The organism is Mycolicibacter algericus DSM 45454 (genome assembly GCF_002086455.1).
GTDB classification, from domain to species: domain Bacteria; phylum Actinomycetota; class Actinomycetes; order Mycobacteriales; family Mycobacteriaceae; genus Mycobacterium; species Mycobacterium algericum.
The window spans coordinates 1-12,836 of sequence record NZ_MVHC01000050.1 but is presented as its reverse complement, the minus strand read 5'-3'; the positions used below and the strand labels follow the sequence as shown (position 1 = coordinate 12,836).

The following is a 12,836-nucleotide window of genomic DNA, read 5'->3' as shown; positions in this document are numbered from 1 at the left end:
TGGGCCCCCCCCCCGGGGGCCACCGCCCCCCCCCCACCGCGCCCCGGGGCGCCAACGTGTAAAAACCCCCCCCCCCCGGGGGGGGGGGGGGGGGGGGGGCCCCCCCCCCCCCCCGCCCCGACACTCAAGACCATCTCGGGAATGGTCTGCCAGCGCGGCACCGCTAAACGGTGACGAGCCGACCGAGGTTACCGCCCATGATCTTGGCCTGGTCCTCGACGGAGAGGTGCGACAGCGCCGTCACGTAGTGCGTCGGCTCAGCCAGGCCCTCCGGGTGCGGCCAGTCGGAACCGTAGAGCACCTGCTCCACCCCGATCAGGTTGATCAGATCGTCGATGCCCTCTTCGTAGAACGGGCTGACGTAGATGCGGTTCTTGATCTCCTCCATCGGGTTGCCCAGGAAGGCTTCCGGCGCCTTCTTGTACACCTCCGACATGGAGTCCAGCAGCGGGAACATCCACTTGGAGCCGGCCTCCACGATGCCCACTTTGAGCTTCGGGTGGCGGAACAGCGCACCGTGGATCACCCAGGAGCCCACCGCATCCTGGATCGGACGCCATTCGTTCAGAATGTTCATCGCATTGGTCTGGAAGGGCAGCATCTCCTGTACCGTGCCGTCCCACTCCGACGTGTAGCGCGCGTAGCCGCTGTCGCTGGAGTGCATGCCGACGAACACGTCATGGTGCACGCAACGCTCCCAGAACGGGTCGAACTCGGGCAGCGCAAACGACCGCGGGCCGCGGAAACCGGGGACCGGAGCCGGGCGGATCAAGATGGCGCGGGCACCACGCTTGACGCACCACTCGAGCTCCTCGATCGCCTTCTCGACGATGGGCAAGGTGATCACCGGGGTGGTGAAGATGCGGTTCTTGTAGTTGAAGCCCCACACTTCGTCCAGCCACTGGTTGAGCGAGTGGATGATGACGTGGATGGCGACCGGGTTATCACGCAGCCGCTCCTCGATGAGGCTGGCCAGCGTGGGGAACATCAGCGAACGGTCGACGCCCAGTTCGTCCATCAGTGCCAGGCGCGGAGCCGGCTCGAAGAACGCCGGGATCGACTTCATCGGCTCCCCGAACAGTTCACGCTTGCTCTTGCCGTCGGGGTTGCCGAACTTGAAGTACTCCTCCCAGGCGCCCGGCTTGGCGACGTGCGAGAAGGTCGGGTTCGGGATGTAGTTGCTGATGTGGCCGTCGATCGCAATCTTGGTACGCCCGTTGATCTCCACGTACTGGACGATGTCCTTGTACTCCTTGGGCAAGTACTTGGTCAGCGCCTCCGGCGGCTCATAGAGGTGGTTGTCGGCGTCGAACAACGGGAACGGGATCTCGACGCGATGTGACAGTTGACCCATGAAATGCTCCTTTTCGGCTCGTGAGAATCATATTCTCACAATGGTGTCGGTGCAACCTCGCCCGCGAGGTCCTGCCGCACCCGATACTTCTGCACCTTGCCGCTGGCAGTGCGCGGGAAATCCTCGACCACGTGCAGTTCCTCGGGCCACTTCTGCCGCGCCACCCCCAGCTGCTCGAAGTGGGCCCGCAGTTCCGGCATCGTCGGCGTCGCGAAGCCGGGTTTGAGCCGGACCACCGCGGCCGCCCGCTCCCCGAGCCGGGCGTCGGGCGATGCGACCACCACCGCCTCGGCAATGGGCGGCATCGCCAACAGCACCTCTTCGACCTCCACGGCGCTGATGTTCTCGCCGCCGCGGATGATCACATCGGCCTTGCGGTCGGTGATGGTCAGATACCCGTCGGCGTCGAGCACGCCGATGTCGCCGGTGTGGTACCAGCCCTCGGCGTCGAAGGCCGCCTCGGTCAGGGCATCGTCGGTATAGCCCAGGCACAGGTCGGGTCCCCGGCTCAATATCTCCCCGTCAGGGGCCAACCGGATCTCCACGCCGGGTCGCGCGTCGCCGTCGGTGAACAGCCGCTTGTCCTCCGGAGCGCTGGCGGTCGAGCCGGTGATCGACGGGTGCTCGGTGCTGCCGTAGGAGCGGTAGACGTAGATGCCGAGGTCGGCAAGCCGGCGGGTGACCGCCGCGGGCACCGTCGCCCCGCCGAGCCCGACATTGGGGATGTGCTTGAGATGCTCGGTAGCAAAGCCCGGATGATCGAGCAGGCTGGTGACGAAATACGGCGGTCCGCCGCCGATCGACACGCCCTGACTGGTCATCAGCTCGAGCACCTGGGCGGGATCCCAGGTGTCGGCGAGGTCGATCGGAGCGCTCTCCAGCACCGGGATCAAGAAAGCGCCGAGCATCCCGATGAAGTGCCCGACCGGGGTCGCGGTCAGTTGCCGACCGCGATCCTTGGGGTAGTTATCGAGCAGCTGGCGCGTCTCGAAGCACAGCGTCTGGTGACTGTGTATGACGCCCTTGGGGTCTCGGGTGGTGCCGGACGTGAACGCGATGAGCGCCGGTGCGCCGGGGTCGGTGGCCAGGATCCCGGCCATCGGTTCAGCGGCGAGCAGTTCGTCGAAATTCTGTCCCACCACCCCGGTTATCGGCACGTCGCCGGCGAGCTCCGGCCGAAAGCTCATCCGCCCGAACTTCTCGGCGGTGATGAACACCCGGGGCTTGCTGGCGGCCAGGATGTAGCCCAGCTCCTTGGGGCCGTAGAAGTGCACGACCGGCACCACGACCGCCCCCAGGAACGCCGCCGCCCAGAAGGTCGCGGCGGCCTCCATCCAGTTGGGCAGCTGGAACGCCACGACATCGCCGGGCCCGACGCCGCGGGCCCGCAGCCCGGCCGCCAGCCGGCGGGCGGTCAGCTCCACCTCGCCGAAGGTGCCGACCCATGGGCGTACCGCGGAGTGCACCTCGAAGTGGTTGCCGGCCCCGCGGGACAGGCCTTGACCGAGCAGGTCCCCGAGGGTCTCCCGGGTCCACCACCCGTTGGCTTCGTAGCGACGCACCAGATCGTCGGGAATTTTTCGCATGTTCCCCGCGATGTTATTCTCCTGATCCGAGAATGCCAATATCCTCATTGGAGAGTCATGGTTGATGTCGAGCTGGATGAAGGATTGGCGGTCATCACGATCGATCGTCCCCAGGCGCGCAACGCGATCGCCCCGGAGACGATGGATCAGCTCGATCGTGCTCTTGATGCGGTAGCCGCGGCACGAGCACTGGTCATCACCGGCGGCGGCGATCGAGCCTTCGTCTCCGGTGGCGATCTCAAGCAACTCGCCGCCATCCGCACCGAGGAGGACGCGCGGGCCATGGCCTGGCGGATGCGGCTGCTGTGCGACCGCATCGCCGCCTTCCCCGCGCCGGTGATCGCGGCATTGAACGGCCACGCGCTCGGAGGCGGCGCCGAGGTCGCCGTGGCCGCCGATATCCGGATCGCCGCCGCCGACATCAAGATCGCGTTCAATCAGGTGTCACTGGCGATCATGCCGGCTTGGGGCGGGGCCGAGCGCCTGGCGGCCCTGGTCGGGCACAGTCAGGCGCTGCTGCTGGCCGGCACCGGAACCATGCTCGACGCCGCCGCGGCCGAACGGATCGGGCTGGTGAACCGGGTGGTGCCACGGGAGTCGTTCGAGGCCGAATGGCGTGGGCTGGCGCGGTCGCTGGCCAACCGGTCGGCGAGCGAGATCAAACGGGTGCTGGCCGGCGCGTCGGCGGACGAGGCGGTGGCAGCGTTTGCCCGGCTCTGGGTCTCCGACGAGCATTGGGCGGCCGCGGACGCGGTGCAGCAGCAGCGCAACAACCGCTAGCGCGCAGCGGCACTGGCCGGGAGGACCTGTCCGTCGGCGCCGGTGACCGCTTGCGGCTCGCCCTCGAAGCGATGCAACCACCGCTCCACGAACTCGACGGTCTCGGCATGGCCGAGGGTCATGCCCAGCGCCTCGTGTTCGATGATCAGCATCCGCGACGCGCTGGTCATCAACACCGTCAACACCGTCGCCGGAAACTCGCTGCCATCGATGCCATAGCGGGCCAGCAGGCCGGCCACCGCCTCAATCTGTTCGGCGCGCAGCCGCTCGGCATAGCTGGCAATCTCCGACCGCAACGCCGCACGCTCGTTGGCCAGCGCCATGAACTGCATGGTCAGCGCGGTCCACGCCGGGTCGGTGTTGAACCGCCACAGCGCCCACAACGGCTGCGGCGACGCCAGCGCCGCGGCCTGCTCGGCCACTCCTTGATCACCCCGACGGCGGAACATCGCCAGGAAAAGATCATCCATGGTCCGGAAGTAGTAGTGCACGAGTTGGTGCTTGAGACCGGCCCGCTCGGCGACGCGGCGCGAGCTGACGGCGGTATGACCGGCGGTCAACAAGAGTTCCTCGGCGGCATCGAGCAACCGCAACCGGTTCTTCGCGTCCGGAGCCCCAATTCTGCGCTGCCCCTTACCGGATTCGGGCATACCGTCCGCTCCGCGTCATCACATTCCACCTTTACACGTCCGGCGGCCAGCGTAATGCCGCCGCAACCCTTGCTTCCCGGTCCCGCCCATGCTAAGCAGATGCACAGCACATGTCAGCCCATTCAGCAGAGGGGTCCACGTTGACCGACTTCGACACCATCGACTTCTTCACCGATCAGTCCCTGATACCGGACCCTCACCCGTACTTCGACTACCTGCGGGCCCAGAATCCGGTGACCCTGCTGAACGTCTACGGCGTCGTCGCCGTGACCGGTCACGAAGAAGCGAACGAGGTCTACCGCGACTCCGACACCTACTCCAACCTGGTGGCCGTGGGTGGGCCTTTCCCGCCGCTGCCGTTCGAGCCTGAGGGCGACGACATCAGCGAGCAGATCGAGGCGCACCGCCATCAGATGCCGATGGCCGATCACATGGTGACCATGGACCCACCGATGCACACCAAGGCCCGGTCGCTGCTGAATCGGCTGCTGACACCCAAGCGGCTCAAGGAGAACCAGGACTTCATGTGGCAGCTGGCCGACCGCCAGCTCGACTACTTCGCCGAAGGCGGCAAATGCGAATTCCTCTCCGAGTACGCCCGGCCGTTCGCACTGCTGGTGATCGCCGACCTGCTCGGTGTGCCAGAGGAGGACCGGCCGGCGTTCCAGGAGGTACTGGGCGCCCCGCAGCCGGGCGCCCGTATCGGCTCGCTCGATCACGAGGAGTTGGCCCACGACCCGCTGGCGTGGCTGGACGACAAGTTCAGCGGCTACCTGAATGACCGGCGGGAGAATCCACGCGGCGACGTGCTGACCGACCTGGCCACCGCCACCTACGAGGACGGCTCGATCCCCGAGATCTCCGACGTGGTCAAGAGTTCCACGTTCCTGTTCGCCGCCGGACAGGAGACCACCACCAAGCTGCTCAGCGCGGCGCTGCGGTTCCTGGCCGAGGACCCCGGCCTCGTTGCGCAACTGCGCGAAGACCGCAGCAGGATCCCGAACTTCCTCGAAGAGACCCTGCGCATGGAGAGCCCGGTCAAGACCGACCCGCGGCTGGTGCGCAAGACCACGACGTTGGGCGGCGTCGAGCTGAAGGCCGGCACGGTCGTGGTGATGTTCCCCGGCGCGATCAACCGCGACCCCCGCAAGTTCGAGAACCCGCACGAGTTCCGGATCGACCGGCCCAATGTGCGCGAGCACCTGGCGTTCGCCCGCGGCAGTCACACCTGTCCGGGGTCGCCGCTGGCCCGCGCCGAGAGCCGGATCTCGCTGGAACGCATCCTGGACCGCATGACCGACATCCGGCTCGATGAGTCGCAGCACGGACCGGCCGGTGACCGCCGATTCAGTTTCGAACCGACCTTCATCCTGCGCGGCCTGACCGAACTCCACCTGGAATTCACCCCGGTGACGGCTCCCGTCCCCGCCGGCCTCTGACCGCTGTTCTCTACCCACTCAAAGGGGCAACCATGACGGTGACCACCACCGACGAAGCGCGCTACGACCCGTACGACGTCGAACTCAACAACGACCCGTACCCGATGTTTCGCCGGCTGCGCGAAGAGGCGCCGCTGTACTACAACGAAGAACACGACTTCTACGCGCTGAGCCGATTCGACGACGTGCACGCCGCGTTCGCCGACTACCAGACCTTCAGCTCCGCCAAGGGTGCCGTCCTGGAGATCATCAAGTCCGGCATGGAGATTCCGCCGGGCATCCTGATCTTCGAGGACCCGCCGATCCACGACATCCACCGCAACCTGATGGCGGGGATGTTCAGCCCGCGGCGGATGAACGCCCTCGAATCGCAGATCCGGGAGTTCTGCGCGCGCTGCCTGGACCCGCTGGTGGGCACCGGCCGATTGGACTTCGTCACCGACCTCGGCGCGGAGATGCCGATGCGGGTGATCGGCATGCTGCTGGGTATTCCCGAGGATCAGCAGCGCCACGTCACCGAGCACGGCGATGCCACCATCCGCACCGAGCCCGGTCAGAAGATGACCGACAACCCGGACGGCCCGATCGCCACCGGTGACGTGTTCGCCGACATCATCGCCTACCGGACCACGAACCCCTCCGACGACCTGATCACCGAGTTGATGAATGCGGAGTTCGAGGACGAACACGGCACCCGGCGCCGGATGTCCCGCGAGGAACTGCACCTGTTCCTCACCGTGCTTGCGACCGCCGGCAGCGAGACCACCACCCGGTTGATCGGCTGGGCGGGCAAAGTGCTGGCCGACCACCCCGACCAGCGTGCGCAGCTGGCGGCCAACCCGGCACTGATCCCGCGGGCGGTCGAGGAACTGGTCCGGTTCGAGCCGCCGGCACCGCACGCGGCCCGGTACGTCACGCGCGACGTGGAGTACTACGGCCAGACGGTGCCCGAAGGCTCGGCGATGCTCTTGCTGATCGGTGCCGCCAACCGCGACCACCGCCGGTTCCCGCCGGACGGTGACGTATTCGACATCCACCGGGAACGGCGCCCACACCTGGGCTTCGGTCACGGCACCCACTTCTGTGTGGGCAATGCCCTGGCCCGGCTGGAGGCGCGGATCGCTCTCGAGGAGATCCTCAAGCGATTCCCGGAGTGGGAGGTCGACCTGTCGGCGACGCAGATCTCCCCGACGTCGACGGTGCGGGGCTGGGTCTCCATGCCGGCACTCGTCCCCTGAACCCCCTAGTCACCCGAAGTTTTCCGCAACAACAGAATTGAGGTTTCCCATGACCGGACGTGTTGAGGGCAAGGTCGCGTTCATCACCGGCGCGGCGCACGGCCAGGGCCGCAGCCACGCGGTGCGGTTGGCCCAGGAGGGCGCCGACATCATCGCGATCGACGTCTGTAAGCCGATCGTGGAGAACTCGCCCATTCCGCCGGCCACGCCGGAGGAGCTGGCCGAGACCGCCGACATGGTCAAGGCGCTGAACCGCCGGATCTACACCGCCGAGGTCGACGTACGCGACTATGACGCTCTCAAATCCGCGGTCGATGCCGGTGTCGAGGAGCTCGGCCGGCTGGACATCATCGTCGCCAACGCCGGCATCGGCAACGGTGGCGACACGCTCGACCAGTGCAGCGAACACGACTGGCAGGAGATGATCGACATCAACCTGTCGGGGGTGTGGAAGACCGTCAAAGCAGGTGTGCCGCATCTCATTGCCGGGGGCAACGGCGGTTCGATCGTCCTGACCAGCTCGGTGGGCGGACTGAAGGCCTACCCGCACTGCGGCAACTACGTGGCCGCCAAGCACGGCGTGGTGGGCATCATGCGCTCCTTCGCCGTCGAGTTGGGGCAGCACAACATTCGCGTGAATACCGTGCACCCCACCCACGTCAGCACCGGCATGATCATGAACGAGGGCACCTGGAAGATGTTCCGGCCGGACCTGGAGAACCCGGGCCCCGACGACATGGCGCCGATCTGCCAGCTCTTCCACACCCTGCCGATTCCGTGGGTGGACGCGGTCGACATCAGCAACGCCGTGCTGTTCCTGACATCCGACGAGGCCCGCTACATCACCGGGGTGACCCTGCCCGTCGACGCCGGAAGCTGCCTCAAGTAGTGACGCAGACGATTCCCGACAGCTGGGAAACCATTTCCCCGGAGTGGATGACCGCTGCGCTGCGCGGTCATCACCCCGGTGCGGTGGTGGAGGATGTCTCGGTCGCGTTGCGCGACGACGGCACCAACCGGCGGGCTCGCCTGGCGCTGCGCTACGCGGCCGGAAGCGGGCCGGCCACCGTCTTCGTCAAGGCGGTCGACCCCGAGCATGCCGATCTGGTCGAGCTGACCAGCGGTCTGTACCACGAGCCGCGACTGTTCCTCGCGCAAGTCGAACTGCCACTTGATCATCCGACGGTCTACCGGGCGGTGATCGACGAGCAGCGCCGCGACTTCCTGCTGCTGATGGAGGATGTGGTGGCCCGCGGCGCCGACCCGCGCGACGCCACCCGGCCGCTGAGCCTCGACGAAGCGGCGCGGGGAGTACGCGGCCTGGCCCGCCTGCACGGGGCATTCTGGGGCGAACGCATCACCGCCAACCCCGCGCTGGAGTGGGTGGAGCCGTTCGTGCCGTTCGCCGGTCTGGAGCTCGCACCGCTCGACGTCGCCTACCAGCGACTGGGCGACTCGGTTCCCGCCGAGATCACCGCGATGAGCGGGCCGGAACTCTTCGGCGACATCTGGGCGCGCTACATCCGCAGCCTGACCCGGGGACCGCAGACGCTGCTGCACGGCGACCCGCACATCGGCAACACCTATGTACTGCCCGACGGCGACGTCGGCTTCCTGGACTGGCAGATGGTCCGGCACGGCAACTTCTCGCTGGACCTGGGCTACTTCCTGCAAGGTGCACTGGAAATCTCCGACCGGCGCAGCGGCGAACGGGCACTGCTGGAGGAATATCGTGGCGCCCTGGGCCTTCCGCCAGCAGAGCTGCCCTCGGCCGAGGAGATCTGGCTGCACTACCGCGCTTCGGCCGCGCACGGTCTGGCGATCTGGATCGCAACGCTGTCCGGTGGCGACAGCTGGCAGCGTCCCGACATCAGCCTGGCGTTCGCACAGCGCTACGCCGCGGCGTTCACCGACCTGGATACCCGCGCGGCGCTGGATAGCCTGGAGAGCTAGCAGCACCGACCCGGCTTCAGGTCGCTAGCCGAGAGCGTTGCCGATCACTCCGTCGGCTTCCAGGGCGGCGATCGCTGCCTCGGTGAAACCCAGCTCGCACAGCAGTTGGTGGTTGTGCTCACCGAGCAACGGCGCCGGGCGGCGATGGAATCGCTTGGGCCCGTGCGTCGAACGCGCCGGCAGCGTGCTGTGCCGCACCGCCGGGTTCACCGGGTGCGCGACCTCTTCGAAGAAGCCGCGATGCGCCAACTGCGGCAACTCGGCCTGCCGGTGCGGTTGCACAGCTTTGGCCACCGGGATCCCGGCCGGCCAGAGCAACTCGACGATCTCATCACCACTGCGCTCGGCGCACCAGGCGCCGAGCCGGGAATCGATGAGATCGTGGTGTTCGCGGCGTCCCGCCGCGGTCGCCAGGCTCGGGTCGGCCGCCCAGGCCGGTCGACCCAGTGCCTCGCAGAGCGCAGTCCACTGTTCGTCGGTGCTGATCGCCACGGCGACCCAGCTGTCGAGCCGGCCGAACTCGTCGATATCGGAAGTGCGGTACAGGTTTTGCGGTGCCGCGGTCGGACCCCGATTGCCGTCGCGCTGTAACAGTGCGCCGTAGGCCGAGTACTCGATAACCTGCTCGGCGGCGATGTTGAGGGCCGCATCGACCATCGCTGCTTCCACCAGGATCCCCTCGCCGGTACGGCGACGATGCTCCAGCGCCAACAGCAGCGCGTTGAGGGCGTGCACCCCGGCGTTCGGATCGCCCACCGAATACGGCTCGTACGGGTTGCGGTCGGGGAAGCCGGTCAGCCAGCTCACGCCGGCGGCGGCCTCGATCGCATAGGCGAACGCCGGATTGTCACGCCACGGCCCGTCGAGCCCGAAACCGGGCATCCGCAACAGGATCGCGTCGGACCGCAACTGGCGGACGGTGTCGAAATCCAAGCCGATCTGTTCGAGCACCCGCGGGGTGAAGTTCTCCACGATCACATCCGCGGTCGCGACCAGCTTCCGCAGAATCTCGCGGCCGGCCTCCCGGCGCAGGTCCGTCGTGAGCCCCCGCTTGTTGGTGTTCAGCGCCGAGAAAATGGGTGAACGCTCCCACCATTGCGGTTCACTGGCCGGGATTCCGGCGATGAGCCGGGTGCCGTCGGGCTTGCCGGTCGATTCGATATGGATGACGTCGGCGCCGAGCATGGCCAGCAGATGGGTGCAGCTCGGGCCGGCCCAGAACGTCGTCAGGTCCAGCACCCGAAGGCCGCTGAACGGCCCGGCGTCGTGGCGCTCACCCCCGCCGGCGACACGTGATGGTGGCGGCGCCGAACGGTAGTGCTCGGTGTGCTCGCCGAGACGCGGCGCCGGCTGTGGGGGTCCCCAGCTCAGTTGCGGCATCCGGTAGGGGCGATCGGGCTGGATGAATCCGCCGCGCGGGTTGGTGACGAAGACCTGCCGCGCCTGGAAGTGATCCAGTTCGGTGACGTTGGCGCCGTTGCCGACCGGGGCGTTGGGGATCCGGAATGCGGTGGCCAGCTCCCGGATCTCCTCGACGGTCTGCTCTTTGAACCAGGCGTAGATCTCCTCGGCCTTCTCGTTGGCCTGCTCGGTGATCGACAGCGGCGAGTCCTCGTCGATCCACTCGGGATGCCCGGTCATCGCGCACAGGTCGAACCATTGCTGGGCGGTGCCGCACCCGACATCGACCAGGCCGTCCTTGGCGGAGGCGATACCGGGCACGGTAAGCCTGCGGGTGTCGCGCCAGGGCTTGCCGAGCATCTCGAAGTAGGTCACCGGGTAGTAGGTCAGGCCCATGATCTGTGTCTCGAGCATCGACAGGTCCAACAGCTCACCACGGTCGCGGCGGGCGAACCACGATGCCAGGGTCAGCGCACTGGCGTAGGCACCGGCAAGGTACTCGCCGACCTGCCCGCCCACGAATGCCGGTGGTCGGTCCTGGGATCCGCGCCCGATCCCGAAGATGCCGCCCGACCAGGCCTGCAGGGTGAATTCGGTGGCCGGGCGGTCGCTCCAGGGACCATCCAGTCCGAAGGGCGTGATCGCGGTGACGATCAGCTGCGGATGGTCACGAGTGATCTGGTGCGGCGCAAACGCCGGGTGCTCGGCGAGCGCCGATCCGCGCGACCAGATGACGGCGTCGGCGCCGGAGAGCAACCGGTCGACAAGCGCGGTGTCGCGGTCCGGATCGGTGACGACGCTGCGCTTGCCGCCGGACAGAAAGCTGAACAATGCCCCGTCGCCGGCGGTCTCGGCACCCGAGGCCGACCAGTACCGCAGCGGATCGCCCTGCGGCGGCTCGACTTTGACGACTTCCGCGCCGCCGTCGGCCAGCATCTTGGTGCAGTAGGCACCGGCGATCCCGGTGGAGAGATCGATGACGGTGAAGCCGTCGAGTGGTGCCACGGCCTCAGCTGTCCTTGTCGCGCCTGGACTTGCTCAACCGGAAGTCGGGCGGGAACCTCGAGTCGTTGTCCTTGACCGCCCCGGACAGGCCGGACTCGATGGCCTCATCGAGCATCAGGTCTCCCGCGTCGGGAGCCACGCCGGAGCCCATCGACTCGAAGAACGCCGACAGCAGGCTTCCCATGTACTCGCCCTGGTGCTGCTTGTAGACCTCGAAGAACATCTTCTGCATGAACACCGTGTCGACGGGGCGGTTGCGAGCGCACGCCAGCGCATACTTGTCGACCTCGGCCTCGAGCTGATCGCGTGAGACCACCTTGTTGAGGAAGTTGCACTTCTCCATGTCGGAGGCGGTGAAAGGCCTTCCGGTGAAGACCATCTCGGAGAACTTGCGCAGCCCCATCATCTGCACCCAGGTCCACATCCGCGGCCCCCACCCGTAGTAGCGGAACGACGGGTGGCCGAACAACGCGTCATCGGAGGAGATCACCAGATCGGCGTCGGCGGCCTGGTAGAAGTGCCAGCCGTAGCAGTAGCCCTTGGCCTCCACGATGCTGATTTTCTTGAGCTCCTGCAGCGGCCGGTTGCCTGCCTGCACGTTGGCGTACCAGGCGCTGATGGTGGCGCCGTTGCGGAACGTGCCCTTGGGCGGGTAGTTGACGTCGGTGCCTTCCAATCGCAGTTCCGCCAGCCGCTTCTCGGGCTCATCGACGCCCTCCATGAACTCCGGCAGGTCGGCGCCGCTGCCCAGGTTGTCCCCGACACCACGGATCACCACCACCTTGACGTCGTTGTCGACGCTGGCGCCGCGCAGCAAGTCCGCATACCGCAGCCGCGCGGACGATGTCGGCGCATTGAGGTATTCCGGCCGGTCGAATGTGATGGTGGCGATCTTGGTGGCCGGGTCCTTGTGGTAACGGATGATCTCCTCGGCCGATGGCCGACCCGAGTCCGTGCGCGTGTCTGACATTGGTGTTGTGCTCCTTCAGCTGAACGGACTGGTGGTCAAAACTTCGTGGCCGTCTTCGGTGATCAGGACCGCCTCGCGCCCGAACACCGCGCCGACACCGGGCTCGAACACATACCCGGTAACGGCCAGCACCATTCCCGGTTCGAGCCGTTCGGCGGCGGCGGTCTGCGGCAGCCGCGCCGAGACCACCGGCGGGTCGAAACCCATGCCGAGCCCGTGAGCCGCCGGCACGGGGGGCAGCGCCTCTCCCGCCGCGGCGTAGGCGTTCAGCAGCTCGCTGCCGGCCGCGCCCGGCCGGCAGGCATCGGATAGCCGCTGCCACAACGCGTCCCATCGCCGATACAGCGCTGCGGCGTTGCCGTCCGGCGGGCCGCCAGCGGCATGGGTGCGTCCCACCTCACCGAGGTAGCCGCCGGCCACCACGGCGGCCGAGATTCCCACCAGGTCCCCCGGCCCGACC

Annotated in this window: 11 protein-coding genes; 5 read left to right on the top strand and 6 right to left on the bottom strand. The window is 67.3% G+C overall.

Going from position 1 to position 12,836, the window contains the following annotated elements:
- Positions 1–163: 163 nt before the first annotated feature.
- Together BST10_RS21430 and BST10_RS21425 are read right to left on the bottom strand one after the other, a co-directional pair.
- Positions 164–1,354 (bottom strand): amidohydrolase family protein, encoded by a 1,191-nt coding sequence (locus BST10_RS21430; RefSeq protein WP_083040600.1) that lies wholly within the window; start codon positions 1,352–1,354, stop codon positions 164–166.
- Positions 1,355–1,389: 35 nt separating this feature from the next.
- Entirely contained in the window at positions 1,390–2,940 is a 1,551-nt protein-coding gene (locus BST10_RS21425) for an AMP-binding protein (protein WP_083040597.1), read from the bottom strand.
- 57 nt (positions 2,941–2,997) lie between these two features.
- On the opposite strand from BST10_RS21425, the gene BST10_RS21420 reads away from it, so the two are divergent.
- Positions 2,998–3,720, top strand: a complete 723-nt coding sequence (locus tag BST10_RS21420) for an enoyl-CoA hydratase/isomerase family protein (protein ID WP_083040595.1) — start codon at positions 2,998–3,000, stop codon at positions 3,718–3,720.
- Here BST10_RS21420 and BST10_RS21415 read toward each other — a convergent pair.
- Complete coding sequence (locus tag BST10_RS21415) at positions 3,717–4,370, bottom strand: TetR family transcriptional regulator (protein WP_083040593.1); 654 nt, start codon at positions 4,368–4,370, stop codon at positions 3,717–3,719. The two genes, BST10_RS21420 and BST10_RS21415, sit on opposite strands and share 4 nt — an antisense overlap.
- A gap of 110 nt (positions 4,371–4,480) precedes the next feature.
- Here BST10_RS21415 and BST10_RS21410 point away from each other — a divergent pair, with 110 nt between their 5' ends.
- From BST10_RS21410 to BST10_RS21395, 4 genes are read left to right on the top strand one after another with little or no spacing between them, the layout of a single operon-like run.
- Positions 4,481–5,809, top strand: coding sequence for a cytochrome P450 (locus BST10_RS21410; RefSeq protein ID WP_423226891.1), 1,329 nt, complete (start codon positions 4,481–4,483; stop codon positions 5,807–5,809).
- Positions 5,810–5,841: 32 nt separating this feature from the next.
- Positions 5,842–7,047 carry a cytochrome P450 gene (locus tag BST10_RS21405; RefSeq protein WP_083040590.1) on the top strand — a complete coding sequence of 402 codons (1,206 nt, stop codon included), beginning with the start codon at positions 5,842–5,844 and terminating at the stop codon, positions 7,045–7,047.
- A gap of 49 nt (positions 7,048–7,096) precedes the next feature.
- Positions 7,097–7,936, top strand: a complete 840-nt coding sequence (locus tag BST10_RS21400) for a mycofactocin-coupled SDR family oxidoreductase (RefSeq protein WP_013830356.1) — start codon at positions 7,097–7,099, stop codon at positions 7,934–7,936.
- Between the two features lie 47 nt (positions 7,937–7,983).
- Positions 7,984–9,000, top strand: a complete 1,017-nt coding sequence (locus BST10_RS21395) for a phosphotransferase (protein ID WP_083040602.1) — start codon at positions 7,984–7,986, stop codon at positions 8,998–9,000.
- 24 nt (positions 9,001–9,024) lie between these two features.
- Here BST10_RS21395 and BST10_RS21390 read toward each other — a convergent pair whose 3' ends face one another.
- From BST10_RS21390 to BST10_RS21380, 3 genes are all read right to left on the bottom strand, one after another.
- Positions 9,025–11,406, bottom strand: coding sequence for a CaiB/BaiF CoA transferase family protein (locus BST10_RS21390; protein WP_083040588.1), 2,382 nt, complete (start codon positions 11,404–11,406; stop codon positions 9,025–9,027).
- Positions 11,407–11,410: 4 nt separating this feature from the next.
- Entirely contained in the window at positions 11,411–12,376 is a 966-nt protein-coding gene (locus BST10_RS21385) for an enoyl-CoA hydratase/isomerase family protein (RefSeq protein WP_083040587.1), read from the bottom strand.
- Between the two features lie 15 nt (positions 12,377–12,391).
- Positions 12,392–12,836: M24 family metallopeptidase (locus tag BST10_RS21380; RefSeq protein WP_133054459.1), on the bottom strand; the 445-nt coding region annotated here is incomplete at its 5' end.

Excerpts from the sequence above, each read along its gene's own strand:
- BST10_RS21430 (WP_083040600.1), bottom strand. The coding sequence starts at position 1,354 with ATGGGTCAACTGTCACATCGCGTCGAGATCCCGTTCCCGTTGTTCGAC.
- BST10_RS21425 (WP_083040597.1), bottom strand. The coding sequence starts at position 2,940 with ATGCGAAAAATTCCCGACGATCTGGTGCGTCGCTACGAAGCCAACGGG.
- BST10_RS21420 (WP_083040595.1), top strand. The coding sequence starts at position 2,998 with ATGGTTGATGTCGAGCTGGATGAAGGATTGGCGGTCATCACGATCGAT.
- BST10_RS21415 (WP_083040593.1), bottom strand. The coding sequence starts at position 4,370 with ATGCCCGAATCCGGTAAGGGGCAGCGCAGAATTGGGGCTCCGGACGCG.
- BST10_RS21410 (WP_423226891.1), top strand. The coding sequence starts at position 4,481 with ATGTCAGCCCATTCAGCAGAGGGGTCCACGTTGACCGACTTCGACACC.
- BST10_RS21405 (WP_083040590.1), top strand. The coding sequence starts at position 5,842 with ATGACGGTGACCACCACCGACGAAGCGCGCTACGACCCGTACGACGTC.
- BST10_RS21400 (WP_013830356.1), top strand. The coding sequence starts at position 7,097 with ATGACCGGACGTGTTGAGGGCAAGGTCGCGTTCATCACCGGCGCGGCG.
- BST10_RS21395 (WP_083040602.1), top strand. The coding sequence starts at position 7,984 with ATGACCGCTGCGCTGCGCGGTCATCACCCCGGTGCGGTGGTGGAGGAT.
- BST10_RS21385 (WP_083040587.1), bottom strand. The coding sequence starts at position 12,376 with ATGTCAGACACGCGCACGGACTCGGGTCGGCCATCGGCCGAGGAGATC.